This window comes from Massilimicrobiota sp. An105, from assembly GCF_002161155.1.
Lineage (GTDB): Bacteria > Bacillota_I > Bacilli_A > Erysipelotrichales > Coprobacillaceae > Allocoprobacillus > Allocoprobacillus merdigallinarum.
Genome location: NZ_NFLY01000035.1, coordinates 1 through 23,801, shown reverse-complemented (window position 1 = coordinate 23,801; position 23,801 = coordinate 1). Strand labels below are relative to the sequence as shown.

Here is a 23,801-nt window from a genome sequence, read left to right as displayed (position 1 = left end):
TATTTTTCTATTAATTTTAGAATGAAATCTTATTCATAGTTTGTATGTTAAAAAATATTGTTGATAAACATTTTAGATAATTTATCACTTCATATTGACAAAAAAATACACAAGAGTTAATATAATGATGACATGACATCATTACAATAAAGGAGGAAAATAATGGATTTACAATTAAATAATGGTGTGAATATACCTTGTATTGGTTTTGGAACCTGGAAAATTGATGATTATGATACTGCTGTTGAATCAGTGAAAGCAGCTATTTCCTATGGGTATAGACATATTGATACTGCAAGTAGCTACGGGAATGAATGTGCAATTGGTGAAGCAATTAAGCAAAGTCATATATCAAGAGATGAGCTTTTTGTTACAACAAAATTATGGAATACAGTAAGTCATTATCAAGAAGCTATTGATGCATTTTATGAAAGCTTAAATAAATTACAGCTTGAATACATTGATTTATACTTAATTCATTGGCCTGCACCAAAAGACTATAGAGAGAATTATCAAAAAAGAAATATTGAAGTTTATCAAGCAATGGAATATCTCTATAAAGAGGGTAAAATTAAAGCGATTGGAGTAAGTAACTTTATGAAACATCATTTAGAAGAACTCAGTCAGGAGATAGAGATTCCTATTATGGTGAATCAAATAGAATTCCATCCTTATTATTATGATGAAGAAACAATATCATATTGTCGTCAAAATAATATTGTTTTAGAAGCATATAGTCCATTAGGAAGAAGTCAAGTATTGAATGATCCGATTATACAGAAGATAGCGGAGAAATATAGAAAGACACCTGCTCAAATTTGTATTCGATATGCCATAGATAATGAAATCATTCCTATACCTAAATCAGTAACAAATGAAAGAATTAAAAGTAATTTAGAAGTTTTTGATTTTCAATTAGTGAAAGAAGATATTGAAAGAATAAAAAATCTTAGTCAGACTCATGGAAAAATAGGATCCTATCCAGATACAGCAAATTTTTAAAGATGAGGTGGAAATAATGAAAGCTATTTTATTAGTTACACATTCTACAATGTGTGAAGGTGTTAAAGAAAGTTGTGAGATGATTATAGGTAAAAAGGAAAATATTTATACATGTTCATTAACAGAAGAAGGAGTTGATAATTTTAGAGTACAACTAACTGAAAGAATAGAAACATTAGAAAAAGAATATAAAGAAATTATTATTGTAACGGATATTCCAAATGTTACTCCATATAACGAATGTTATAGATATATACTGGCTCACAAAGATTCAAATATATATCTTGTATCAGGAATGAATCTAGCAATGGTTATAGAGCTAGGGATGTTATGTGCTTTAGATATGGAAACGCAACAATTAATTAACCAAATTATGGACACAGGAAAAATTTCTATTTGTAGTTTATAGAGCATTGCATTTTTATAAAAGTAATGCTATTATATTAATGTAAAGATGTCATGACAACACGATAACATAACAGGAAAGGAGAGAAAATTATGTCTTTAAATTTGGTAAGAGTGGACGATCGTTTGATACATGGACAAGTTTTATTGATGTGGACGAAGGTCAGACAAGGGGATGCTATTATTTTATTAGTTGATGATGAATTAGCTAATGATCCATTTTTAAAAGAAGTTTTCATAAATGCAGGAAATGGATTAGGTAAAAAAGTATATATTTTCACAGTTGAACAAGCTATAGAAAAAGTACCTAAAGCCATATCTGGAAAGAAAAAATATTATTTAATTTCAAAGAAAATTGAACAACTTTATCTGCTTAAAAAGAAAGGGGTAGATTTTGGTAAAGAAATTATATTTGGAACAGCAAGTAAAGCAGAAGGAACTGAGAAAGTTTATAATAATGTTTATTTATCACCAAATGATATGAAATATTGTGAATATTTGAATGCACAAGGTATTGATATTCAATTTAAATTGATACCAGATGAAAAAGGTTTAACGTTTAAAGAAGTCCAATCAAATTATAAGGGAGGTTAAAATTATGGATGTAAGTATTTTTCAAGCCTTTTTAATAGGTGTAGCATGTTGGTTAGGAAGTGTTGAGAATTCTCAACCATTAGGAGTCGCTTTTTCTGATGCTATGTCGAGGCCAATTGTTGGGGGAACAATTGTTGGTATTATTTTAGGAGATGTTGTAACTGGAGCAACAATTGGAGCAGCTGTACAAGCTATGTATTTAGGGCAGGTTCTTATCGGTGGTGTTGCAACAGCTGATATGGCTTTTGTATCATATCCTTCAATAGCACTGGCAATGTTAGCGGGTGCTGATGCAAATGTAGCAGTAACATTAGCAGCAACAGTAGGTGTTTTGGGAGCAGCCTTATTTACAGGTTATGAAATTTTAGCGTCTGTATTTTATCAATTAGGTGATAAATTCATTGCTCAAAATAATATTAAAGGAATGAAGGTTGCATATATGGTTTTACCACCTATAACAAGTTTTGTTATACGATTTGGAATAACTTTCGCTATTGTTTTATTAGGTAGTAATTATGCTTCTTCATTATTAGCTGCTATACCTGAACTTGTTTTACATATAGCAAGTGTCTTGGGTGGTGTTTTACCAGCAGTAGGAATTTCTATTTTAGTAACTTATACATTAAAGGATTACAAATTTGTTATATTCTTCCTTATTGGAATGATGTGTATTACATTTTTACAATTTAATATGGTTGCCACAGCAGTGTTTGGGGCATGTTTAGCTGTTATGTATTATATGTTTACTGATCATAAGAATGAAAATAATTTAGAAATACAAGATGATGAGGAGGATGAGTTATTATGAGTGAAAAAAAAGAAATTATTAATGAATCAACGCAATTAACAAAAAAGGAAGTTAATAAAGTATGGTGGACATGGTGGAAATATGCTCTTACTGTATTTGGGTATGAAAGATTACAAGCACCTGGTTTTACCTTATCCATGTTACCTATTTTTAAGAAATTTTATAAAAATAAACCAGAAAAAATGGTAGCTGCTTTAAAACGACATTCAGTTTTTTATAATACAAATAATATTGTTGGGGCAGTTGTCAATGGAATTGTTGCATCAATGGAAGTTGAAAAAGCTAATGGGGCTAAAATTAGTGATGATTTTATTCAAAATATTAAAGTCGGACTTATGGGCCCTTTAGCTGGAATTGGTGATGCAATTACTCAAGCAACTATTCCACCAATTGTGTTAAGCGTTGCTATTGGTTTATCTACAAATGGAAGTGTACTAGGAGCTATATTTGCAGTTGCTGTACTATATGGAATTAATATGTTAATTTCAAGAATAACTTTTATGTCAGGATATAAATCAGGACGTGAAGCAGTTAATAAATTATTAGGTAAACAAATGGCTAGAATTCAAGATGCTATGTCAGTTCTTGGGTTAACTGTAGTGGGAGCTATTACAGCAAGTTATGTAAATTTTACAATTACTGCTGAATATGTAAGTGAATATAGCACTATTAATTTTCAAGAGGTCTTAGATGGTATTTTTCCAAAGTTTATTCCAATGTGTCTTGTTTTATTAGGATTCTATTTACTAAAATTTAAAAAGTTTAGTGCAATTAAATTGATTGGTGTTTATCTTGTGATTGCCATTGTGTTAGGAGTTTTTGGTATTGTTTAAAGTGAGGATATGATATGAATCAGATTATATTTTGTGATTTGGATGATACATTATTAAGACCGAAAACAAAGGAAGTATTAGATGAGGATGTTGAAGCTATTAAACGTTGGATCAATAATAAAAATAAATTTGTACTATGTACAGCTAGACATCATACTTTTTTGAATAATATTACAACAAAATTTAAATCGATTGATTTTGATTGTATAGGTTGGAATGGTGCTGAAATATATATGAATCATAAAGTTATCTGCTTATATCCTTTTACAAATAATCAATTTTTAGAAATATATCATGGTATGTATAAGTACAAAGATTATGCTAAAGTGACAAACATTGATAATGAATATATTTTTGGAAAATTATCTTTATATACAACATTTATGTTTCAAAATGATCCCAATAAAATTCTTTCTCAAACTATAGATGAATATATACAAAATGATTATAAACAAATTATCCATATAAATTATATTTTCCCTAATAAACAAAAACATCATGAATTTTATGAAGATTATCAAAAAAATATTTTAAGTCGTACAAATCATTATCAATGTAAAGAAACATCAGATTATAGTTACGATATTACTCAGCAACAAGCGACAAAAGAACACGGTATATATCAATACTTAAAACTCAATAATATACCTCAAAAGAATACTATTGCCATTGGTGATAGTCTAAATGATATAGGAATGTTCCATTTTTGTCATATGAGCTTTTGTATGGTGCATGGACATGAAGTTGCAAAGAAACAAGCAACATATAGAGTTAAAAATATAAAAGATGTAATTAATATTTTAGAAAATGAAATTTAAAAGCAAAAGGATTTAGAAAAGCATAATCTTTTACTTATATACAATATGCTTCAATCATTTTATTCATTTGAAATATACGATAAAAATAGAGGTGATACTTTTATGAATGAAAAATACGTATTTTTAAAGCCGACATTTTCAACTGCAATTTGGGGTGATGGGACATTGGTTCATCATTATCATGTAGAAAATTATGTACCAAAAAATATGAATATAGATGAAGTCACGGGTTTGGGTGCATTTAGTGGATTACCACAAGATGCTAATGAAATTTTAAATGGTGAATATAAAGGAAGAAAATTAAATGAGCTTTATGAAGAACACCCAGAAATGTTTGGAACACCTTCAACTTTAAAATGGGAACATATACCTGTGTCTATGGGGATAGCTCATGCGTGTGCAGATTTAAGTATACAAGTTCATCCTACAGAACAATATGCTTTAAAAAATTTAGGGTGTCATGGAAAAAGTGAGAGCTGGTATATTGTGGATTGTCCACCTCATTCAGATATAGTCATGGGACATAATGCTAAAACGTTTGAAGAATTAGATGAGTATATTCAAAAAAAGGATTGGAATGGCTTATTGAAAAGATATCCTATTTTTCCTGGATCTTTTTATAACATTCAGGCAGGAACACTACATGCTATACAAAAAGGAACAACTTTTATGGAAGTATGTAATCCTTGTCCTATCACATATCGTTTTTATGATTATGATCGTCTAGATAAAAATGGACAACCACGACAACTTGATATTGAGAAAGCTAAAGATAATATATTGGTTCCATTTGAGTGTCAAGATACATATTATCGTTATCGTAATCATCAAGGTGTAACAGAAATTAATTTAACAGATAATGAGAATTTTTCAGTTTATAAATATGTTGTCAAAGGTGAAGGCGAATTAACAATGCCAAAACCTTATCTAGGTGCATTTGTTATTGATGGTGAAGGTCAAATAGAAGATGTTTATCTTAAAGCAGGAGATTCTTTCTTAATCAGTGCAAATGTAAAAAAATTAGTGTGGAAAGGAGAAATGACAATTTTAGCTTACTATGGATAACTCTAAAATTGTTAGATGAGATATATGTATGAAATAAAAAATAGAGTACCAAATTTTGATTTGTATCCTAAAAAAAATATAAATATAAGTGCTAAAGTTGGGTTTAATGATATTGTTAATGAAATTAATGCTCAAATAAAATTAATTCAAAAGGATCGTATTGTTATTTGTTTTGATTATTATCATGGTGTTAATGAAGAAATATTTGAAAAAATAGCAAAAGCGTTACAACCTCAATTGATTATTCATTCTGATATAGCTAAGTATGATGAATCAATCATTCAAGAAAAGTTTGGTAGATTTATTACAGATGATCGTGTAAATGGGGTATTTAGTGTAGGAACTATTGAAGAATTTTTTGATTTTGACAAGATAAAAGATGTACAAGATAAAATAAAAAACACTCAAGGTTTAATTGTTGTTTATGGTGTAGCATCAAAAACAATTTGTCAACCAGATATCTTAGTATATGGTTCTATTAGCTATCAAACAATAAAAGATAGATATCAGCAAGGTTTAGGAAATTGGGGTGCTCATAATGAAGATGAAGAATATTTGAGAAAAGAAAAGAGATTTAATTTTTTGGAAAGTAGAGTTCAAGACAAACATAAAAGAGATATTTATAAAATATGCGATTATGTCATTGATTGTAATCAAGATAATCAGTTTATCATGATAACAAAAAAAGATTTCGATGAAATTATACATAAATTTTCAACAAGTCCATTTAAACCAATCCCTATTTTTACGAAAGGAGTATGGGGTGGACATTGGTGTCAAGAAGTTTTAAATGCTGGAAAAGATTTAGAAAATACAGCATGGGGAATTACAGGATTTTTGGATTGGCAAGCCGTAGCTGCACAATTGAATAATGCTATTTTTGAATTTCCATCAACAGATTTAATTTTATGTAACCCTAAAGAAGTATTAGGAAGAAAAATCTGGTATCTCTATGGAAATAGATGTCCATTGCATGTTAATTTCTTAGATACATGGGGTGGAGGTAATCTTAGTCTACAGGTTCATCCCACGATTGCCTATGCTCAAGAAGTATTTAATTCATCATGGGGACATTATGAAAGCTATTATATGTTAGATACTTGTGACGAAAGCTCGGTTTATTTAGGAACAAAGGATGGTGTAAAACTTGATGAGTTAGTAGCAGCTTTTGAAACTGCCCAAGAAACTGGAGAATTTGATGATGAAAAGTGGATTAATCATTTTCCTGTAAAAAAACATGATCATGTCTTTATCCCTGGAGGTACAATTCACTCTGCTGGTAAAAATACATTAACACTTGAGATAGATATGTTTTGCTTTACAACATTTAAATTATGGGATTGGGGACGTTTAGATTATGATGGAAAACCTAGACCTATTAATATTGATCATGGAAAACATGTTATTCAAGAGGAATTTCAAACCCAAATGATTAAAGACCAATTTATTTCTAAAAAGCAAGAAGTAGATAGAGGGTATGGATGGAAAAAAGAAAGAAGCGGAACAATGCCATTTGAGGCTCCTATGGAAGTAAACAGATATTGGTTTAATAAGACAGTACATTTTGATCCAAATGATTGTATTATGATTCATGTTCTTGTAGAGGGAGAGGAAGCTATTATTGAAAGTTTAGATAATAGTTTTGAACCAGTTGTTATTCATTATGCAGAAGCAGTTTTTGTCCCTCCAGCAGCAGGTCAGTATACTATTAAACCATATGGAAAATCACGTCTTCAAGAGTGTGCTGTTTTAGAAATTTATATGGATATATAGGAGGACTATTATGTACGAAAAGATAAATGAAAGAATTCCAAATTTTGATTTACATCCTGTATTTGTTGTAGAAGAAACACAATCTTGGAAAGGATATCAGCAAATATGTAGAGTGATTGATTCTGAAATACAAAAATATGATTCTAAATGTGTAATGGTTATTGATTCATATTATCATATTAATCATAAAGAGATACGACAGTTTTTGATAGACAATATTCATCCACAATTAGTAATTTGTACAGATGATCTGAGAGCTTCCGATGATGTTTTACATGATAGATTAGACAAATTTATAACTGAAGATCGTATTAATGGAGTATTTGCAGTCGGGCAAATAGATGAATATTTTGATAAACAAAAGCTAAAAACAGCGCAAGAAGTAATAAATAGTACTCAAGGATTAATTGTTATTTATGGAATAGGAGCAACTTTGGTGACAAAGGGAAATATTCTTGTATATAACAATATTACAATTCAAAGAATTAAAGATGGTTATTTTTCGACATTAACAAATTGGGGAATGAATAATCCAGATGAAGATCCATTGACAAAAGAAAAAATTTTTAATTTTGTTGAATCCAAGTATTTTGATAGTCATAAACGTCATATTTTTGATGATATGGATTTTGTAATAGATGGTGATAATAAAGACAATCCTGTTATGACAACAGGAGATGATTTTAGAAAAGCATTGAATTACTTTGCTTCTCATCCTTTTAAACTTGAACCATTCTTTAATAGAGGAGTATGGGGTGGACATTGGTGTAAGGATGTTTTAAATGGAGGACTTGATAAAGAAAATACAGCTTGGGGTATGACTGGATGGATGAATTTTCAAAATACACTAGCAAAATTAGGAGAAAATGAATTTAGAATTATTGGTAGAGATATAGTACAATATAAAGCTGTTGAGTTTTTAGGAAATCAAAATTTTTTCTGGTTTGGATATAATTGCCCAGTTGGATGTGATTTTTTAGATACATGGGGTGGTGGAAATTTAAGTTTGCAAGTTCATCCAGATATTGGATATGCACAAGAAGTTTTTAATTTTCCATTTGGACATTATGAGAGTTATTATTTTCTTGATACATCTGAAAAAAGTTCTGTATATTTAGGGACTAAGGATGGAGTCAAAAAAGAGGAACTGGTTAAAGCCTTTAAAGAAGCTCAAAAAATTGGTGAATTTGATGATGAACAATGGATTAATCGTTTTCCAATGAAAAAACATGACCATATTTATATTCCAAGTGGAACAATTCATGCTTCTGGTAAAGATACTTTAGTATTAGAAATAAATCCAATTGGATTTCAGACATTCAAACTCTGGGATTGGGGACGTATTGATGCTGATGGTAAACCAAGACCAATTAATATAGATCATGGTGAAAAGGTTATTCAAGAAAAATATCAAACTAAATTTGTAAAAGAACATCTTATTTCTAAAAAAGCTGAAGTTGATAGAGGAACTGGATGGAGAAAAGAGCATAGTGGAACAATGGAATATGAATTATTAAAAGTTGATAGATATTGGTTTAATAAGCCAGTGTTTTTTGAAACAAAGGATCATGTAAAATTGCATGTACTTGTAGAAGGAGAAGAAGCTATTATTGTTAGTCCTAATAATGAATTTGAGCCTATTGAAATTCATTATGCTGAAGCAGTTTTTATTCCTGCAAGTGTTGGACAATATGTAATAAAACCTAAAGATAAATCTGATGAAGAATTGGCTGTTTTAGAATGTTATATGGATATGGGTAATGCGTATCAATAAATACTTCCCTTTTTGAAAAAATAGGGTGAAAATCCCTATTTTTTCAAATTTATAATAATAATAAATAGGTAAAATATGGAAAAAATGTTACAATGTGACAAGAGGAGTTGATATATAAATGAAATATACTATTGATAAAAATATACCTTTACCATTATATTACCAGCTAAAGCAAATTATAATCAATTTGATTGATGATGGTGTTTATAAGGAAGATGAAACAATTCCCACTGAACACGAATTAATTGATAAATATCAGTTAAGCAGAACAACAGTTAGACAGGCATTAAATGAGCTTGTAACTGAGGGTTATTTATATAAAAGAAAAGGCGTTGGAACATTTGTTTCATCTAAGAAAAAAATTAATGATCAACAAGAGGTTATCAATTCAACAATATATAAATTAGATAAAGTTATTAATAGAAATGGTTTTGTTTGTAAAACAAAATTTTTAAATGTTGGAATAACTGAGGCTACACCAGATATTGCTAAACACTTATCAATAAATGTAGGTGATCTTGTATGGGTCATGGATAGAGTCAGATATGCTGGAATAAAGGTAGCATCATTTTCACGCTCATATATTGATAAAAAATTATTAGAAAATTTTGATAAAGAGGCTAAAGAAGCAGCACAGCATTTCTACCAGTATCTGGATAGTAAAGGATTAAAAGTATCTATTATTCGAGAAACACTAATTCCAAGTTTACCTGATAGTGAAGTTAGAAAAATTTTAGAAGTCAGCTCTACAAATCCAATTATGCTTGTCCAAGATATTGGATATGCTGACGATGGAACCGTCATAGAATATTCTATTTCATCTTTAGATGTCACTTTTATTAATATGACAGCAACATTTAAGAGGGGTTAAGATGAAACCGTATATTATTTTTGATATGGATGGAGTTATTATTGATAGTGAAAGTTGGTACATGAACCAGTTAAGGAATTTTTTTGTATCTAGAGGATATGTTATACCAGAGAAGAAACTAGAAGAAATACTAGGTTTAAATACTAAAGATATATTTGATATTTTAAAAGAATATATTAATTATCAAGGTAATATTCAATACCTTTTTGAAAAGTATCTTCAGGAATTAAAATTCCCTAATTATCAGCAAATAGTTTTTCCAAATGTTCAACAATGCATAGAAAATATCTTTCAAAAGAATATTGATATTATCATAGCTTCTTCGTCACCAAGAAAAATAATAAAACAAGTTTTGACAGATTTAAACTTAGATAAGTATATATTATTTTACATGGGAAAAGAAGATGTTAAAAAAACAAAGCCTAGTCCGGAAGTCTATCAAATAATTGTAAGACAACAAAAATATCAAAAGCCATTGTTTGTTGTAGAGGATAGTACTTTTGGAATACAAGCAGCAAAAATGGCAGGTTTAGAAGTTGTTGCTTACTATTCAGGAAAATTTCAAAATAATCAAAGTCAAAGTGATATAATTATTACTAATCACATGCAATTGTTGAAATTATTATAAGGAGGTTTTTACATGACAAAAGAAGAACTAGCTAGTATGTTTGATCATACGTTTTTAAAGGCTTATGCCTCGAGAGATGATTTTATTAAATTATGTGATGAGGCTAAAGATATTGGAGCTGCAATGGTAGCAATTAACAGTGAACCTGTAAAGTTATGTAAAGAGTTATTACAAGGAACAAATATTCATGTGGGAGCAGCTATTTCTTTTCCTTTAGGACAAACAACACTAGATATCAAATTGGCTGAAACAAAGCAGGCTATTGATGATGGGGCAGATGAGATAGATTATGTGATAAACATAGGTAAAGCAAAAATGCATGACTGGAATTATATTGAACAGGAAATGAGAAGCATTGTTGAACTGTGTCATGAAAATCAGGTGATTTGTAAGGTTATTTTTGAAAATTGTTATTTAACAAAGGAAGAGATTGTAAAAATTGCTGAAATTGCTAAAGGGGTTAAACCAGACTATATCAAAACAAGTACAGGTTTTGGCACTTCAGGAGCAACAGTAGAAGATGTTCGTTTAATGAAAGAAACAGTTGGAGATGAAGTCAAAGTGAAAGCTGCCGGAGGAATACGTGATTGGAAAACATGCCGAGCAATGATAGAAGCTGGAGCAAGTCGTATTGGAACAAGCAGTTCACTCAAGATATTGGAAGAATTTGAAGAGGATAATCATAAATTATGAGAAGAATAACGTGTTTTATATTTTAAAAAAGAGCATCCCTGAAAAGGATGTTTTTTTGTTATAAAAATTTTTTTAATTTTGTTGTGATAAATCAGTATGTTTATACATTAATAGAGTGAAGGAGATGAGAAAACTATGAAAAAAACAAATATGATAAAATTATTAGGAACAGGAGTCATTATGTTATCAATGGTGACTGGGTGTGGAAATGGACAAAGTGCACAAAAATATACGAGTCTTGTGACACTAGATGTGAATCCTAGTATCCAATTACATTTGGATGAGGACGATAAAGTTATAGAAGCTATCGCAGTTAATGATGATGCTAAAAAAGTATTACAAGATATGGAGTTAGAACAGGCAGATGCGAATGTCGCAATGAATGCAGTACTTGGTTCATTGGTTAAGAATGGATATTTAAATGCAAATCAAAATACAGTCTTATTGTCAGTTGAAAATGATGATGATCAAGCAAGAGTGGCCTTAGAAGATGAATTGAGTCAATATATTTATACAACATTGAAGAGTTATTCTATTGAAGGTGCTATTTATTCTCAAGATATAGATATTGATGATGATGTGGAATCTTTGATGAATAAATACAGCATTTCTTATGGAAAAGCAAATTTAATTGAAGATATTATAGATGAAAATGATGATGCTAAGAAGACATATAAAGTAGAGGATTTGGTGAAACTTAATGCTCAAGATTTAATTTTAATTTATCAGTCTTTAGATAAAGATGATACACAAAAAAATGCCAATAAAATGGTAGGAAATGTTAGTACAAAACAATATATTACAAAAGATGAAGCTTTAAATATCGCATTAAAGAATGCTTCCGTTTCAAAGAGTCAGATTAAAGAATTGGAAATTGATTATGATATGGAAAATGGTGTTTTGACTTATGATATAGAATTTAAATATAATCAAAATGAATATGAATATGAAGTGAGTGCTGCAAAAGGGATTGTAGAAAGAGAGGTTGAACCAGAAGTTAAACCTGTAAGTAAACCATCAAATACACAACAGACAACACAAAATAAAGTAACAAATCAAAACAATACGAATTATGACAATACAAACTATGATAATACAAACTATAATTCAACAAGTAAACCAGCAGCATCCAAACCATCAACTTCATCACAAACAAGTAAAAACACAAATTATGATAATACAAATTATGATAATACGAATTATCAGTCAACAAATAAACCTGCTACTTCAAAACCATCAACACAACCATCAAGTTCAGGACAATCAACAAATAAAAATACAAATTATGACAATACAAACTATGATAATACAAATTATGATGATCATGATGATGATACAAATTATGACAAAGATGATGATCATGATGATACAAATTACGATGATTAATTAACGTAAACTTAATATATTCTTAATATAAACATGAAAGAAATAGATAAATCATAAATGAGATATTAACATCATAGGAGAGATCAATGATGTTAAGAGAGAAAAAATTAGAGAAATTGTTAATTCGATTAAAAAATGAAACAGATATTTTAGGAGAAATATATGATTTGATGCATGATGATATTTATCGCTATATTTATAGTATTGTCAAATCAAAGGAAATGGCACAGGATTTGACTCACGATACTTTTATACAGATATATAAAAATATTCATCTGTATAAAGAAAATGGTCATCCTAAAGCATGGATAATAACAATCTCTCGCAACATCACTTATATGTCATTTAGAAAACATAATAGGGAACAGGTTGTCGATTATGAAATTGATGCTGTAGATGAAGGGATGAAAGATATACATGATAAGATGATGATTCGGGTTCTATTGGATAAACTCTCAGTTGAAGAAAGAGAAATCATCATCTTACATGTAGAAGAAGGATTAACTTTTAAAGAAATTTCTGAAATTATGGAAATGAAATTAACAACAGTTTTAAATAAATATCATCGTTCATTAAAGAAATTGAAAAAAAGTTTGGAGGAATGAACTATGAATAATAGAAAGATAAAAAAGATGATTAGACAGGAATTTCAAAGTGTTCATACACCTTCAAGAAAAAATGAATTACTCCAAGATATACAGTACATATCTCAAGTTAGACCTGAAGATGAAGTTCATAAAAGAAAAATTCATATTCATAAATCATTATCACTTGCAGTTGTTATGTGTATGATTGTGATTGGTTTTCTTTTTTGGCCTTCACAAGAGGCTTATTCAGTTGCCTTTGAAGTGAATCCAAGCATTGAATTGGAAGTCAATAATGAAAGGCGAGTAGAAGAGGTTATTTGTCACAATGAAGATGCAGTTCTTGTTTTAGAAGAGATGGATTTAGAAAATACAGATTTGGATGTAGCTGTAAATGCTATTATAGGAAGTATGTTTAAATATGGATATATAAGTGAAGCTAAAAATTCAGTTTTAGTTAGTGTTCAAGGACAGGATAAAGAAATTAGAGAAGAATTGAAAGAACAAGTTGCATCAGATGTTAAAGATATTTTATCGGGTTATTCATTAAATGCATCAGTTGTTTCACAGGATTACAGTTTTTCTAAAGAACGACAGGAATTAGCTAAAAAATATGGGATTTCTGTAGGTAAGGTCACGTTAATAAAAAAATTAATAGGTGTCAATCCAGATTATGAATTTTCTGATTTGGTTGATCTTTCCATTAATGATTTAAATACATTAATTCATTATAAAAATATACAGTTTAAAACAATTACGATAGATGGGGTAGAGAGTCATAGTGGATATTTGAGAGATGAAGAAGTTAGAACAAAAGTTTTAGAACATGCTCAAGTGACTCTTAATGATTTGAAGTCGTATGAAGATGAATTGGATGTTAAAAGCAATCAACTTGTATATAATGTGAATTTTACAGATTCATATGCAAGTTATAGTTATCAAGTGAATGCTATTAGTGGAGAAATTGTTTCATTTGATGTGAAAATGTAGGAGTTTATGGAAATAAACTCCTCAATTTATAGAGAGGTTATGCTTATGATTAAGAATTATAAACCTATTCAATATCGGCACGAACTTAAACATATTATCAATCCATTAGAAGCAGAGATTTTAAATCGAAGATTGAATTTATTATTCTCTAAAGATCATTATACATTAAATGAAGGATATTATGATGTTCATAGTCTTTATTTTGATACACCTGATGATAGAGCTTTAAAAGAAAAGTTAAATGGGGTATCACAAAGGCATAAGTTTAGAATACGATATTATAATCATGATTTAAGTTTTATACGATTAGAAAAGAAAATGAAACATAATGGGTTATGTGCGAAACGTTCTACGAAATTGACTGTTAAACAGGTTCAAGACATATTGAATGGAGATATAGATTTTTTATTAAAAAGTGGTACTCCATTAATGATTGAATTTTATAGTGCATTAAAAGGAGAATTATTAAAACCTTGTGTGATTGTATCATACCAAAGGCAGGCTTATACATATGATGTATCCAAGGTAAGATTAACAATAGATAGATATTTGTGTACATATAAAAATATATATGATTTTTTATCATTGGACCATAGAAAAATAGGTGTAGATGATTTTGCAGTATTCGAAGTGAAATATAATGAATTTTTACCTGATATTGTGAAAATGGCGATACAAGGACTTTCACAGAAAACATCAGCCTATTCAAAGTTTGCAAAATGTCGACAGATTGATTGGTAAAGGAGAAGAAAAATGACTTTTCAGGATATATTTCGTTCAAATTTTTTAGAAAATATACATGCTGTTTCATTACTGGATATGTCAATAGCTTTACTTTTGGCATTTATGATGGGGATGTTTATTTTCTTTGTTTATAAAAAAACATATAGTGGGATTATGTATACTTCCAGTTTTGCAATAACACTTGTAGCTTTAACAATGATTACGACATTAGTGATTCTTGCCATTACAAGTAATATTATTTTATCTTTAGGGATGGTTGGTGCTTTATCAATTGTACGATTTAGAACAGCTGTTAAAGAACCTATGGACATTGCGTTTTTGTTCTGGAGTATAGCAGTCGGTATTGTATTGGCAGCAGGTTTAATTCCTTTAGCTGTATTTGGGAGTTTATGGATTGGAATTATTCTTTATATCTTTTCTCATAAGAAAAATACACAAAGACCTTATATACTAGTTGTTCATTGTGAAAATCAAAATAGTGAAAAGAATGTCTATCAATTTATTCAAAAACAGGTATATGCTTTTTCGTTGAAAAGCAAGAGTATCAAAAAAGATTGTATTGAATTGAATTATGAAATCAGACTTAAGGATCAGGAAACATCATTTGTTAATGAGCTTTCAGATATGGAAGGTGTTTTATATACAGTGATGGTTTCTTATAATGGAGATTATATGAATTAATATGATTAAACATAAATATATAGATATACTTGTTATGATATTCGTTATCTTTAGTCTTATTATCACTGTTGGTTTGATGTTACCGGGACATTGGGGTATAACACCAGCCTATCAATTACCTGCTTATGCTTCTAAATTATTTGATCAAAGTTATGTTCATACGATTGATATACAATTGGAAAATTCACAGAAATTTTTTGATCAGGCACAAGCCAAAGAATATCATGTATCTTCTATAACGATAGATGGAGAAACCTTTGATATGGTAGGGCTGAGAGTGAAAGGAAATAATTCGTTAGAACTTATTGATCGTTATGAATCAGATCGTTTTAGTCTAAAAATAGAATTTGATCATTATGACTCAGGATATCATTATTATGGTTTGGATAAGTTTACATTAGATTGTTCTTTTCAAGATAATGCATACTTAAAAAACTATATGACTTACGAGATGATGTCTTTTATGGGTGTTCCATCTCCTCTAACAAGTTATGTCTGGGTGACAATCAATCAAAAAAATTGGGGATTATTTTTAGCAATTGAAGAACCAGAAGAAGCTTTTGTAAGAAGAAATTATGGAAAAGATCATGGAATTCTTTATAAACCTGGATATACAGATGTTTATGCACCTAATAAAGATTTAGCGTTACAGTATATTGATGAGAATATTGAATCGTATCCTAATTTATTTAATAATGCGAAATTTAAGATAACTGAAGCTGATAAAAAAAGATTAATTCAATCATTAAAAATATTAGATGATAATCAAAATATAGAAAAAGCTGTCAACATAGATGAGGTTTTAAGATATTTCGTAGTACAGGTTTTTGTGGTTAATTTAGATAGTTATTTAGGTCCAACGGGACATAACTATTATTTATATGAAGAAGATGGTATGATTTCAATGCTTCCCTGGGATTATAATCTAGCATATGGTACATATTCATTAGGTATGCCTAATCCTAGTAATGATGTGACAAAATATGTGAATTATCCTATTAATACGCCTTATACTCAAGAGGTTATGTTTAATAGACCGTTGTACCATCATGTTATGCAACATGATGAGTATTTTAAACAATATCATGAATATTTCCAATATTTTATTGATGAATATTTTGAAAGTGGATATTTTCAAAAGAAGGTAGAAGACACAACGCAAATGATAGATTCTTATGTACGAAAAGATCCAACTGCATTTTGTTCTTATCAAGATTATCTTTTAGGCGTAGATACATTTCAGGAGTTTTGCTTACTAAGATCAAAAAGTATTAGAGGACAATTAGAAGGACAGTTACCTGCCAATCTATCTCAACAAAATGAAGAATCACCAAGAATAGATGCTTCACATATACGATTGGAAGATATGGGAGAAATTGCAGATTTATATGATGAAAAATAATAGTATTTCAAATTGAGAATACTTAAAGAAGGAAAATCTATTTAAATAGAAATTCCTTTTTTATTTAAGGGAGACTATTCTATTTGGTTATAGTGGATTTCATTATTGTTATTGTACAAAAGAATAAAATAAAGAAGATAAAAGAAGAATGTATATTATGAATATTCTTGAACCTAACATTTCCCTTCTTAAGAAGCAATAAATATTTAGTAATCAGGCATTAAAAAATTAATTGTTCCCTTATTAATTGAACAGTTATTATTATTGCTGGTTGGTATGATAGATACCTTGATAATCAAAATGTATAAAGTGTATTCTTTTGTTATGAAGTAAGATCATTTTGTTTAAAGATATCATTTTAATAATTTGTAAGTTTTCTAAATAAAAATGGAAGTTCTCTTAAAATTATGTAAAAGAAGTTTAAGTGTTTGTAAATGCTATTGAGGTCTTCTTTGATATTGTTTAAAGTATACACGGAAGTATTGAAAGATACTTTAAATTAAAAAAAGGGAGAATGAAAATGAACGAAAACTTAAAAAGAAAATTACTTCTTTCATTAGCAACTATGACAACAGTGTCATCAATGTGTAGCGCTTCAGTTTTTGCATTCGGAGTTCATCCAGGTGGATATAAAGATTACATTTCTAATGTCCAAAATGAATCTGGATATCAAGACTGGTATAAAAACACTTGGAACAATAAAGAAGAATTTGATTCAGGAAAAGTTATTTTAACACCTGGTAAAACAGAAAAAGATTTAAATTTTGCATGGTATTCAAAAGTCGCTGGGACACCACAAGTTAAAATGTCTAAATCTCAAGATATGAGTAATGCTACTGTATTTGAAGGGAAAGCTCAAAGTATTAATAAAACAAATGATTTTGATACTGATGCAGAATATTATAAAGCATCAAATAAAGTATCAGTTGACAATTATTTAGAAGAAAACACAACTTATTACTATCAATACAGTGTAGATGGAAGTACATGGAGTGATACTTATACATATCAGACACATTCATTTACAAACTTCCAGGCAATTCTTGTAGGAGACCCACAAATTGGTGCTTCTGGATCAGCAGGTGAAAAATCTAATAATGATCAAAATATTGCAAATGATACTTATTCATGGAACAAAACTTTAACTCAGGCAATGAAAACAGCACCTGATGCAAGCTTTATTTTATCTGCAGGAGATCAAATTGATTATTCAGAAGTTACAAATGATAATTCAGCTGAAGATAAAGCACGTTATATTATTAAAGAACAGGAATATGCTGGATATTTATATCCTCAATATCTAAGAAGTATTCCTGTCGCAACAACAATTGGTAATCATGAATCTAAAGGTGATGATTACAAATTACATTACAATAATCCAAACGCATCTGCATTAGGATCTACAAATGCAGGAGGAAACTATTACTATAGTTATGGTGATGCATTAATTATTTCTTTAAATAGTAATAGCCGTAATGTTGCTCAACACAAAGCATTCTTAGAAGAAGCTATTAGCAGTTATGAAGATGCAAAATGGCGTATCGTTATGTTCCATCATGATATTTATGGAGCTGGCGCACCTCATGCTAATACGGATGGAGCTAACTTAAGAATTTTATTTGCACCATTAATGGATGAATTTGATATTGATGTATGTTTAACTGGGCACGATCATTCTTATGCACGTACTTTCCAAATTTTAGATGGTAAAGTTATTACAACTGAAGGAGTTGGAGAAGATGCAGCGAGTACTGCATATAATCCAGAAGGAACTTTATATATCGCTGCTGGTTCAGCAACAGGAAGTAAATTCTATGCTTTAAGTACAGATAAACAATATTACTTAGCTGAACGTTCTAATAATCCAATTCCAACATTCTCAACAATTGATTTTACAAGTGATTCATTTACAATCAAAACATATGATGTTAATGGAGATAAATATGCAAATGATGTTACTATTAAAAAAGATGAAAAAGCAACTTCAATTGAAGAATTAAAAGCTGATTTACAATCAATGGATAAAGTAGATATGACAAGTGGATCAAAACAACGTATTGAAGAAGCTTTAAATGGCTTATCTACAACTTTAGAAACTGTTGATGATTCTGTGGCTATCAATGATTTAGCTTCAAGATGGAATACTAACAACGATCCATTAGATTACTATGCTAGAGCAAAAGATACAGATTATAGAGATCCAAATAACACTGATGCTTTAAAACAAGGATACTCAAAATTCTTGGATAAGACATTCTATGAAGCTGATAAAAATGCAGCAGTTGATGAAGCAACAATTGATCAAGTTTATACAAATATGTTAACAGCTAAATCTGAAGTTGTGACAAAAGCAGAATATGCAGATTTACAGGCACAATTCGATGAAGCTGGAAAATTCTTATCAACAATTGAAATTGGAAATAAAAAAGGTCAATATACACAAGAAAATGTTAATGCGTATAAACAAGCTTTAGCTCAATTAAAAACACAAATGAATGAATCAAAGATTACAAAAACAGAATTAAGTTCATTACTTGATTCATTAAAACAAGAACAAACAGAATTACAATCTTTAGTTAATAAAGAAGATATAACACCTGTTACACCTGTAAACCCAGATGAGAATAATCAAAATAACAATCAAAACCAACAAGAAACAGATAAAGATCAGACTCCTTCTCAAACAACTGATCAATCTGGCGATGAGAATAATCAAAATAACAATCAAAACCAACAAGAAACAAATAAAGATCAGACTCCTTCTCAAACAACTGATCAATCTGGCAAATCAGATCAAATAGTACAGACTTCAAATTCTGCTACGTCTAAAGATGCTGTTAAAACTGAGGATACAGCCAACGTTTTAGGATTAACATTATTAGCAGTAGGTTCATTAGCTGGAATTGTATCTTATAAGGTTTATAGAAAAAAAGAGACTGAATAATTGATTGAAGTAACAAGACAGACTTGTTCTGTCTTGTTTTCGTTATTGGAGGGTTTTATGAAATTGTGGAATGAATTTATGAGTTTGAATAGAAAAGAACAAATAAAACATATTGTTGTTTGGATATGTGTTTTATTGTTTTTTGTGTTTTTGTATTTTTTTAATCAAGGAGTAGATAAAGTGTCTTTAATGGATACTGAAGGTGCTCAATTTGAAAGAGCAACGGTTGTGGAAATTATTTCTGAAAGTAGAGATGAAAGTGGACAACAATTGGGAACACAGGTTGTTAATGTTGAACTCAAATCTGGAGATTATGCCGGAGAGATTGTCGAAGCAACAAATATCGATAGTTATCTGTATGGTGCTGATTGTCAAGTTGGAACAGATGTTATTGTACAAGTCAGTGAATATGACGGATCATTTTCAGCTAGCGTGTATAATTATGATAGAACGAATACATTATTTATGATTGTTGCATTTTTTCTCATTTGTTTAGTTATGATTGGAAAAAGAAAAGGTCTCACTTCAGCTATTAGTTTAATTTTTACATTTATTTGTATTATTTATTTATATCTACCAATGTTATACTTAGGATTTTCACCGTTTTTAGGAGCTGTTATAGTTACCATTATAACAACGTTAATGACGATGTATCTGATAGGCGGATTTTCTATGAAAACATATTGTTCTATTATTGGAACAGTTTGTGGGGTTGTTGTGGCAGGATTATTTGCTGCGTTATGTGGAATGTTTACAAATATTAATGGTTATAATGTAGAAGATATAGAATCATTAATATATATTGGACAGAGTGTACCATTGGATGTTAGTGGATTATTATTCTCCGCTATTTTAATTGCATCATTAGGTGCTGTTGTTGATATGTCAATGTCAATTGCAACAACGTTAGAAGAATTAGTATATCATAATCCTAATATATCAAGAGCGATTTTATTTAAGAGTGGTATTAAAATTGGTGGAGATATGATGGGAACAATGTCTAATACATTGATTTTAGCATTTGTTGGAAGTTCTTTAAGTACATTGATGATTTATTATGCATATAATATTCCATTTTTACAGATGATTAATTCTTATGATATAGGTATTGAAATTATTCAAGGGATCTCAGGGTCTTTGGGGGTTATTATGACTGTACCTTTTGTTTCATTTGTTTCTTCAGTGTTCATGACAAAAAAGGCAAAAAAAGACGTTATTAAAACACGTTAATCATTTTGATCAACGTGTTTTCTTTTAGTCTAAATCTTCTCCATGACTTTCAATCACTTTTTTATACCAATAGAAAGAATCTTTTCTATAGCGATTATAAGTGCCCTGCCCTAAATCATCTTTATCAACATAAATAAAACCATAACGTTTTCTCATTTCACCAGTTCCAGCACTGACAAGATCAATACATCCCCAAGTTGTATATCCAATCAAATTCACACCGTTATCAATAGCTTTACCCATTTCTTTGATATGATCTCTTAAATAATCAATGCGGTAATCATCATGAATACTTCCATCTTCTTCTAATGTATCATAAGCACCTAAACCATTTTCTACAACCATTAATGGTTTTTCATAACGATCATAAATCATTTCTAGATAATAGCGTAATCCTAGAGGGTCTTGAGCCCATCCCCAATCAGAATATGTTAAATATGGGTTTCTTGCTCCCGCAGCAAAGTTACCAGAAACCATATCATCTGTTTCATGTGTTGTTTCAATAGAAGACATATAATAAGAGAATGTATACATATCGACACAACCATTTCTTAAATCTTCTAAATCTTGTTCAGTGATATCTAATTGAACATGATGTTCATTCCATAATCTTTTCGCAAAAGTTGGATATTTTCCTTTACATTGAACATCTCCACAATAGAAAATACTCTTTTCCCACATATGGCGATTAGCCATAATATCTTGAGGATCACATGTTCCTGGATAAAATGTAATGCCACAAATCATACATCCAATCATATTATTTGGATCAATTTCATGACCAATCTGAACTGCTTTTGCACTTGCAACAAATTGATAATGAAGTTGTTGATAACCTTGTTGATGTTCTTTATCTCCAGCATGATTACCAAAAAGATTTAACATCATAATTGTGTTATTAATTTCATTAAATGTGAGCCAGTATTTCACTAACCCCTGATATTCTTTAAAACAAGTTGTCGCAAAACGCACATAAAAATCAATAAGCTGACGATTGTTCCATCCACCATAATGTTCTTCTAAATATAATGGTGTATCAAAATGCCAGATTGTCACTAATGGTTCAATACCGTGTTTTTTACATTCCAAAAAGACAGAACGATAGAATTCAACACCTTTTGGATTAGGTTGATCTTCATCACCATGAGGATATAAACGTGACCATGAAATAGAAAGTCTAAACATTTTAAATCCCATCTCAGCTAATAATGCAATATCTTCTTTATAATGATGATAAAAATCTACACCATCATGATTAGGATAATAATAATCATCTAAAACAGCATACTTTGCTCCTTCAGGGATAGGTTGACCATTGATGACTTTACCAGGTTTTCCATCCTTATCAATAAATGTCACATATCTTGGTTCTTTCACAGAGCCACCTGTTGTGACATCTGTTTTGGCTGGTCCACGGCCATCTTCGTTCCATGCACCTTCAGCCTGATTGGCAGCAATCGCACCACCCCATAAAAAATTCTCCTGAAAACTCATATCTTATATTCCTCCTTATACTTTATATTGTAATGGCGAATGATGAAAAAGACAAATACTTGATATGTATATTTTCTTATGCTTTTGACACATAGCTTTTTTGAAGTTCCTTTAACAACAGCTCGGCAACTGGTGAAAAGACTTGATATTTTTTCCATACAATATACATAGGTGATTCTAGAGTGGGTTCTAATGGGCGAAAACATAATTCACTATCATGCCCCGTATAGATCAAATGATTAAAAGTTAAGACATAGCCCATTTTTTCTTTGACCATTAACGAAGCATTATAAGCCAAATCATAAGTTGCGATAATATTGAGCTGATCCTGCTGGTCGCCTAGCCATTTAGGTAAATCTGCCTGTAAAGATTGACGAGAACAAATCAAAGGAACATCGAGTAAATCCTGGATATATATTTTTTCTTTGTGTGCTAAAGGCATATCTTTTCTGGCAATAATACCCCATTGATTGGCAGAAGGTATTTTTAAAAAATTATATTTTGTGGAATCAACATCCTGCGCAATAATCGCAAAATCTAATAGCCCTCGATCTAATCTTTCATCTACTGCATCTGTAGCACTGCTGTATAAATGAAAACGAATGTGAGGATAATGTGATTGTAATTGTTTTAAAATGTGAATAAAAGATTGTAAGTCTTTAGATTCAGCACAACCAATATGAATATCACCACCATTGATTTCGTCTAATGCTTTAAATTCATCCGTTGTTTTATCTACCAATTCTAAAATTTCTTCAGCTCTTTTTTTCAGTAACATACCTTCTTCTGTCAGTTTGATAAAATAATTGGTACGAACGAAAAGCTTTTTACCAAGCTCCTGCTCTAAATCTTTCAGCTGTTTAGATAATGTCGGTTGTGAAATATGAAGATGTTTGGCTGCTTTTGAGATATTGCGCTCTCTGGCGACTTCCAAAAAATATCTTAAAACTCTAACTTCCATTCTATCGTTAACTTCTACTAGAATTATACATCTATAATACAGAAATTGGAAAAATATTGATTATTTCGATGTTTTTCTCTTTTTTTATTAGACAGTATATGTTATAATAGATGTATAAATA

General features: G+C 29.8%; 22 protein-coding genes. 20 read left to right on the top strand and 2 right to left on the bottom strand.

Features of this window, described 5'->3' with window-relative positions:
- The first annotated feature begins 162 nt into the window (after positions 1-162).
- The 20 genes from B5E48_RS09930 to B5E48_RS09835 all read left to right on the top strand — a co-directional run bounded on the left by B5E48_RS09930 (position 163) and on the right by B5E48_RS09835 (position 21,225).
- The gene (locus B5E48_RS09930; protein WP_087304937.1) at positions 163-1,002 is read left to right on the top strand and encodes an aldo/keto reductase; all 840 of its coding nucleotides are present in this window, start codon (positions 163-165) and stop codon (positions 1,000-1,002) included.
- A 16-nt stretch (positions 1,003-1,018) separates the two neighbouring features.
- Positions 1,019-1,411 carry a PTS sugar transporter subunit IIA gene (locus B5E48_RS09925; protein ID WP_087304936.1) on the top strand — a complete coding sequence of 131 codons (393 nt, stop codon included), beginning with the start codon at positions 1,019-1,021 and terminating at the stop codon, positions 1,409-1,411.
- Between the two features lie 89 nt (positions 1,412-1,500).
- Complete coding sequence (locus B5E48_RS09920) at positions 1,501-2,001, top strand: PTS sugar transporter subunit IIB (protein WP_087304935.1); 501 nt, start codon at positions 1,501-1,503, stop codon at positions 1,999-2,001.
- A gap of 4 nt (positions 2,002-2,005) precedes the next feature.
- Positions 2,006-2,809: a PTS mannose/fructose/sorbose/N-acetylgalactosamine transporter subunit IIC gene (locus tag B5E48_RS09915; RefSeq protein WP_087304934.1), complete on the top strand. Its 804-nt coding sequence runs from the start codon at positions 2,006-2,008 to the stop codon at positions 2,807-2,809.
- Positions 2,806-3,642 carry a PTS system mannose/fructose/sorbose family transporter subunit IID gene (locus B5E48_RS09910; protein ID WP_087304933.1) on the top strand — a complete coding sequence of 279 codons (837 nt, stop codon included), beginning with the start codon at positions 2,806-2,808 and terminating at the stop codon, positions 3,640-3,642. Before B5E48_RS09915 ends, B5E48_RS09910 begins: the two co-directional genes overlap by 4 nt.
- A 14-nt stretch (positions 3,643-3,656) precedes the next feature.
- Complete coding sequence (locus tag B5E48_RS09905) at positions 3,657-4,460, top strand: HAD-IIB family hydrolase (RefSeq protein ID WP_087304932.1); 804 nt, start codon at positions 3,657-3,659, stop codon at positions 4,458-4,460.
- 102 nt (positions 4,461-4,562) lie between these two features.
- Positions 4,563-5,525 (top strand): type I phosphomannose isomerase catalytic subunit, encoded by a 963-nt coding sequence (locus B5E48_RS09900; RefSeq protein ID WP_158097285.1) that lies wholly within the window; start codon positions 4,563-4,565, stop codon positions 5,523-5,525.
- A gap of 24 nt (positions 5,526-5,549) precedes the next feature.
- Entirely contained in the window at positions 5,550-7,298 is a 1,749-nt protein-coding gene (locus B5E48_RS09895; protein ID WP_087304930.1) for a class I mannose-6-phosphate isomerase, read from the top strand.
- A 10-nt stretch (positions 7,299-7,308) separates the two neighbouring features.
- Positions 7,309-9,072: a class I mannose-6-phosphate isomerase gene (locus B5E48_RS09890; RefSeq protein WP_087304929.1), complete on the top strand. Its 1,764-nt coding sequence runs from the start codon at positions 7,309-7,311 to the stop codon at positions 9,070-9,072.
- 118 nt (positions 9,073-9,190) lie between these two features.
- The gene (locus B5E48_RS09885; protein WP_087304928.1) at positions 9,191-9,943 is read left to right on the top strand and encodes a GntR family transcriptional regulator; all 753 of its coding nucleotides are present in this window, start codon (positions 9,191-9,193) and stop codon (positions 9,941-9,943) included.
- A 1-nt stretch (position 9,944) separates the two neighbouring features.
- Positions 9,945-10,571: an HAD family hydrolase gene (locus B5E48_RS09880; RefSeq protein WP_087304927.1), complete on the top strand. Its 627-nt coding sequence runs from the start codon at positions 9,945-9,947 to the stop codon at positions 10,569-10,571.
- 12 nt (positions 10,572-10,583) lie between these two features.
- On the top strand, positions 10,584-11,264 hold the full coding sequence (gene deoC, locus B5E48_RS09875; RefSeq protein ID WP_087304926.1) for a deoxyribose-phosphate aldolase: 681 nt from the start codon (positions 10,584-10,586) through the stop codon (positions 11,262-11,264).
- Between the two features lie 135 nt (positions 11,265-11,399).
- Positions 11,400-12,650 carry a PepSY domain-containing protein gene (locus tag B5E48_RS09870; protein WP_087304925.1) on the top strand — a complete coding sequence of 417 codons (1,251 nt, stop codon included), beginning with the start codon at positions 11,400-11,402 and terminating at the stop codon, positions 12,648-12,650.
- Positions 12,651-12,739: 89 nt separating this feature from the next.
- Positions 12,740-13,255, top strand: a complete 516-nt coding sequence (locus tag B5E48_RS09865; protein WP_158097284.1) for an RNA polymerase sigma factor — start codon at positions 12,740-12,742, stop codon at positions 13,253-13,255.
- A gap of 3 nt (positions 13,256-13,258) precedes the next feature.
- Positions 13,259-14,224, top strand: coding sequence for a PepSY domain-containing protein (locus B5E48_RS09860; protein ID WP_087304923.1), 966 nt, complete (start codon positions 13,259-13,261; stop codon positions 14,222-14,224).
- 45 nt (positions 14,225-14,269) lie between these two features.
- Positions 14,270-14,965: a polyphosphate polymerase domain-containing protein gene (locus tag B5E48_RS09855; RefSeq protein WP_158097283.1), complete on the top strand. Its 696-nt coding sequence runs from the start codon at positions 14,270-14,272 to the stop codon at positions 14,963-14,965.
- A gap of 12 nt (positions 14,966-14,977) precedes the next feature.
- Positions 14,978-15,649 (top strand): DUF4956 domain-containing protein, encoded by a 672-nt coding sequence (locus B5E48_RS09850; protein WP_087304921.1) that lies wholly within the window; start codon positions 14,978-14,980, stop codon positions 15,647-15,649.
- Position 15,650: 1 nt separating this feature from the next.
- Positions 15,651-17,051 carry a CotH kinase family protein gene (locus tag B5E48_RS09845; RefSeq protein WP_087304920.1) on the top strand — a complete coding sequence of 467 codons (1,401 nt, stop codon included), beginning with the start codon at positions 15,651-15,653 and terminating at the stop codon, positions 17,049-17,051.
- Positions 17,052-17,571: 520 nt separating this feature from the next.
- On the top strand, positions 17,572-19,995 hold the full coding sequence (locus B5E48_RS09840) for a purple acid phosphatase family protein (protein WP_087304919.1): 2,424 nt from the start codon (positions 17,572-17,574) through the stop codon (positions 19,993-19,995).
- Between the two features lie 57 nt (positions 19,996-20,052).
- The gene (locus tag B5E48_RS09835; protein ID WP_204209713.1) at positions 20,053-21,225 is read left to right on the top strand and encodes a YibE/F family protein; all 1,173 of its coding nucleotides are present in this window, start codon (positions 20,053-20,055) and stop codon (positions 21,223-21,225) included.
- 24 nt (positions 21,226-21,249) lie between these two features.
- On the opposite strand, the gene B5E48_RS09830 is transcribed toward B5E48_RS09835, so the two are convergent.
- Together B5E48_RS09830 and B5E48_RS09825 are read right to left on the bottom strand one after the other, a co-directional pair.
- On the bottom strand, positions 21,250-22,719 hold the full coding sequence (locus B5E48_RS09830; protein ID WP_087304918.1) for a family 1 glycosylhydrolase: 1,470 nt from the start codon (positions 22,717-22,719) through the stop codon (positions 21,250-21,252).
- 76 nt (positions 22,720-22,795) lie between these two features.
- Positions 22,796-23,680 (bottom strand): LysR family transcriptional regulator, encoded by an 885-nt coding sequence (locus B5E48_RS09825; RefSeq protein ID WP_087304917.1) that lies wholly within the window; start codon positions 23,678-23,680, stop codon positions 22,796-22,798.
- Positions 23,681-23,801 lie beyond the last annotated feature (121 nt).

Bases quoted from the DNA above. Each gene is read 5' to 3' on its own strand.
- B5E48_RS09930 (WP_087304937.1), top strand. From the start codon at position 163: ATGGATTTACAATTAAATAATGGTGTGAATATACCTTGTATTGGTTTT.
- B5E48_RS09925 (WP_087304936.1), top strand. From the start codon at position 1,019: ATGAAAGCTATTTTATTAGTTACACATTCTACAATGTGTGAAGGTGTT.
- B5E48_RS09920 (WP_087304935.1), top strand. From the start codon at position 1,501: ATGTCTTTAAATTTGGTAAGAGTGGACGATCGTTTGATACATGGACAA.
- B5E48_RS09915 (WP_087304934.1), top strand. From the start codon at position 2,006: ATGGATGTAAGTATTTTTCAAGCCTTTTTAATAGGTGTAGCATGTTGG.
- B5E48_RS09910 (WP_087304933.1), top strand. From the start codon at position 2,806: ATGAGTGAAAAAAAAGAAATTATTAATGAATCAACGCAATTAACAAAA.
- B5E48_RS09905 (WP_087304932.1), top strand. From the start codon at position 3,657: ATGAATCAGATTATATTTTGTGATTTGGATGATACATTATTAAGACCG.
- B5E48_RS09900 (WP_158097285.1), top strand. From the start codon at position 4,563: ATGAATGAAAAATACGTATTTTTAAAGCCGACATTTTCAACTGCAATT.
- B5E48_RS09895 (WP_087304930.1), top strand. From the start codon at position 5,550: ATGTATGAAATAAAAAATAGAGTACCAAATTTTGATTTGTATCCTAAA.
- B5E48_RS09890 (WP_087304929.1), top strand. From the start codon at position 7,309: ATGTACGAAAAGATAAATGAAAGAATTCCAAATTTTGATTTACATCCT.
- B5E48_RS09885 (WP_087304928.1), top strand. From the start codon at position 9,191: ATGAAATATACTATTGATAAAAATATACCTTTACCATTATATTACCAG.
- B5E48_RS09880 (WP_087304927.1), top strand. From the start codon at position 9,945: ATGAAACCGTATATTATTTTTGATATGGATGGAGTTATTATTGATAGT.
- deoC (WP_087304926.1), top strand. From the start codon at position 10,584: ATGACAAAAGAAGAACTAGCTAGTATGTTTGATCATACGTTTTTAAAG.
- B5E48_RS09870 (WP_087304925.1), top strand. From the start codon at position 11,400: ATGAAAAAAACAAATATGATAAAATTATTAGGAACAGGAGTCATTATG.
- B5E48_RS09865 (WP_158097284.1), top strand. From the start codon at position 12,740: ATGTTAAGAGAGAAAAAATTAGAGAAATTGTTAATTCGATTAAAAAAT.
- B5E48_RS09860 (WP_087304923.1), top strand. From the start codon at position 13,259: ATGAATAATAGAAAGATAAAAAAGATGATTAGACAGGAATTTCAAAGT.
- B5E48_RS09855 (WP_158097283.1), top strand. From the start codon at position 14,270: ATGATTAAGAATTATAAACCTATTCAATATCGGCACGAACTTAAACAT.
- B5E48_RS09850 (WP_087304921.1), top strand. From the start codon at position 14,978: ATGACTTTTCAGGATATATTTCGTTCAAATTTTTTAGAAAATATACAT.
- B5E48_RS09845 (WP_087304920.1), top strand. From the start codon at position 15,651: ATGATTAAACATAAATATATAGATATACTTGTTATGATATTCGTTATC.
- B5E48_RS09840 (WP_087304919.1), top strand. From the start codon at position 17,572: ATGAACGAAAACTTAAAAAGAAAATTACTTCTTTCATTAGCAACTATG.
- B5E48_RS09835 (WP_204209713.1), top strand. From the start codon at position 20,053: ATGAAATTGTGGAATGAATTTATGAGTTTGAATAGAAAAGAACAAATA.
- B5E48_RS09830 (WP_087304918.1), bottom strand. From the start codon at position 22,719: ATGAGTTTTCAGGAGAATTTTTTATGGGGTGGTGCGATTGCTGCCAAT.
- B5E48_RS09825 (WP_087304917.1), bottom strand. From the start codon at position 23,680: ATGGAAGTTAGAGTTTTAAGATATTTTTTGGAAGTCGCCAGAGAGCGC.